The organism is Ideonella sp. P3_A4 (genome assembly GCF_056403075.1).
In genome coordinates this window covers 1-2,329 of the sequence record NZ_JBFUGE010000812.1, presented here as the reverse complement: position 1 = coordinate 2,329, position 2,329 = coordinate 1, and the positions used below count along the sequence as shown (strand labels likewise).

Sequence of the window (2,329 nt, the reverse complement as noted above, 5' to 3'; positions counted from 1 at the left end):
GAAATGGGCCGGGTCGGTGTTCAGCAGCGGCCGCACATGCTCGGCGGTGTAGCTGCGCAAGGCGGTGGCCGCTTCCATGTGCAGCTCGGCTTCGCGCTGCACTTCGGCCAGCGCCCGCTCACGCAGTTCGCCGCGCATGTACAGCCCGGCCAACAGCACGGCCGACACGGCGCAGGCGCCGAGGGCAAGGTTGAGGCGGGTCTTCAGGTTCATGCGGGGCGGCAGTGTGCCAGCTTGCGCGAAGTTCGGCGCCCTAAACTCTAGGGCCCTAACTTCGATGCCATCGCCCGAAAAGGAGGCTTTTCATGATCGGATACGTGACCCTCGGCACCAACGACCTGCCCAGGGCAGTCGAGTTCTATGACCAGCTGCTGGGGGCCATGGGGGCCAAGCGCCTGTGGGGATCTGACCAAGGGGTCGCCTGGGGCGTGAGCATGACCCGGCCCAGCCTGTGCGTGATGAAGCCGTTCGACAAGCAGCCCGCGACGCACGGCAACGGCACGATGGTCGCGCTGGTGGTCGACAGCAAGGACAAGGTCGACACCTTGTACAAGCTGGCGCTCTCGCTCGGCGCGACCGACGAAGGCCCGGCCGGCCCGCGCGGCGAAGGCTTTTATGCCGGCTACTGCCGCGATCTGGACGGCAACAAGCTCAATTTCTTCTGCATGAAGTGAACCGCCAGGGTAGGAGCGTGCCTACCCTCGATCGCGAGATGCACTGATGTCGGCGAGCCTCGCGGACAGCTACCTTGAACATGCAGCGACTGTCTCGCAGCCGCTTCAGTTCGAGGTTGTGTCCCCTTTGGAGGCCATATGAAGAAGAGCAGTGTTCTCGCCCTCGTCGCCAGCGTCTTGCTGGCCCTGACGTCGGGCTGCGTGGTCGCGCCGGCGCGCCACACCTCGGCGGCGGTTTACGTCGCACCCACTTACGCCAGCCCGGGCCCGGGTTGGAACTGGGAGTTCCATGCCCGCTACGGTTGGGGCTGGCGCCACCCGAATCACGGTTGGCACCGCGGTTGGTCCTGATCCCATCGAGTTCGGTGCTTCACTCAGACTGGGCAGCCAGCCACTGGCGCGGTGAAGCCCCCAGCTTTTGCGTGAACAGGCGCGACAGCGCCGACGCATTGGCATAACCCAACTCGGCCGCAATGGCCTTGATCGCGCGGCCGTGGCGCAGCTGGCTCTGAGCCAGCGTCAGCCGCCAGTGTGCGAGGTAGTCGGCCGGTGTCTGGCCGACAAGCGCCTTGAAATGCGCCGCGAAGGCGCTGCGCGACATGCCCGCGCATTCGGCCATCGCCGCCAGGCTCCACGCATCACCCGGTCGCTCATGCAGGGCGACCAGCAGCCGGGCCAGGCGTGGCTCGGACAAACCGTTGATCAAGCCGGACGGCGCCCCCGCCGCTTCCGGGTGGTCTACCAGCCAGCGCAGCAGCTGGATCAACACCACTTCGAACATGCGGTCGGCCAGCAGGCGTGAGCCGCAGCGCAGCCGCTCGGTCTCGGCGAACAGCAGGCCCAGCGCCGRCTCCAGGCCCGCCACTGCCGTCAGTGGCAGCAGCACGACCGGCGGCAGCGCCTGGACCAAGGGGTTGGCCTCGCCGCCCTCGAACTCGAGCGTCGCGCAGGCGAAATCGGAGCCATCCGACGGCGCGTTGTGAAAGTCGTGGGCCCAGGGCCGCGGGTAGAACAACAGGCTGGGTTCACGCACCTGCACGCGCTTGCGCCGGCCACTCGATGTGCGGTGGGTGACGGCCATCTCGCCGCGCTTGAGCACGTGCAGGAAACCGCGCCCGGGCTGTGCCGCGAAGTGCGTGGTGCCGCACAGCGGGCCGGCGTGGAACAGGTGTGCCCGCACGCGAAAGTGCTCGAGCAGCGCAGACAGGCGGTCGACCGGTGGCGGCATGGATTTGGACGATTGGGTACGAATCGTGGATGAAATGAACTCTATCGTACCAATCTCGCCGGGACACTGGCGCTGTGCCTGGGGCGATGTCCCTGGCACCTTCCAACCTCTCAACAAAGGTAGACCCCATGTCCCGCGTTCAACTCATCGATGCCGCCACCACCAGCTCCGATCGCCGCGCGCTGCTCGCGCCAATCCAATCCGCCTTCGGCAGCACGCCGGCGATGTTCCGTGCAGTGGCCAATTCGCCGGCCGCGCTGAAGAGCATGTGGGCCGCGTTCGGCGCGCTCGGCAGCGGTGTGATCCCGGCCAAGCTGGGCGAGCAGATTGCCGTGGCGGTGGCCGATCGCAATGCCTGCGAGTACTGCCTGGCCGCGCATACCGCGCTGGGCCGCAAGGCTGGCGCCTCGGCCGACGAGATGAGCGC

General features: G+C 67.2%; 4 protein-coding genes and 1 pseudogene. 3 read left to right on the top strand and 2 right to left on the bottom strand.

Features of this window, described 5'->3' with window-relative positions:
- Positions 1–213 (bottom strand): annotated as a pseudogene (locus tag AC1DYI_RS33075) (hypothetical protein); the annotation flags it as partial.
- 92 nt (positions 214–305) lie between these two features.
- Here AC1DYI_RS33075 and AC1DYI_RS33070 point away from each other — a divergent pair.
- Positions 306–674, top strand: a complete 369-nt coding sequence (locus tag AC1DYI_RS33070; RefSeq protein ID WP_477208346.1) for a VOC family protein — start codon at positions 306–308, stop codon at positions 672–674.
- A gap of 138 nt (positions 675–812) precedes the next feature.
- Positions 813–1,025: a hypothetical protein gene (locus AC1DYI_RS33065; protein ID WP_477208345.1), complete on the top strand. Its 213-nt coding sequence runs from the start codon at positions 813–815 to the stop codon at positions 1,023–1,025.
- A gap of 19 nt (positions 1,026–1,044) precedes the next feature.
- On the opposite strand, the gene AC1DYI_RS33060 is transcribed toward AC1DYI_RS33065, so the two are convergent.
- Positions 1,045–1,902, bottom strand: coding sequence for an AraC family transcriptional regulator (locus AC1DYI_RS33060; RefSeq protein WP_477208344.1), 858 nt, complete (start codon positions 1,900–1,902; stop codon positions 1,045–1,047).
- Positions 1,903–2,030: 128 nt separating this feature from the next.
- Between AC1DYI_RS33060 and AC1DYI_RS33055 the strand changes: the two genes are divergently transcribed.
- A partial coding sequence (locus AC1DYI_RS33055; protein WP_477208343.1) for a carboxymuconolactone decarboxylase family protein occupies positions 2,031–2,329 on the top strand: 299 nt, incomplete at its 3' end.

Coding starts and splice junctions, on each gene's coding strand:
- AC1DYI_RS33070 (WP_477208346.1), top strand. CDS start 306: ATGATCGGATACGTGACCCTCGGCACCAACGACCTGCCCAGGGCAGTC.
- AC1DYI_RS33065 (WP_477208345.1), top strand. CDS start 813: ATGAAGAAGAGCAGTGTTCTCGCCCTCGTCGCCAGCGTCTTGCTGGCC.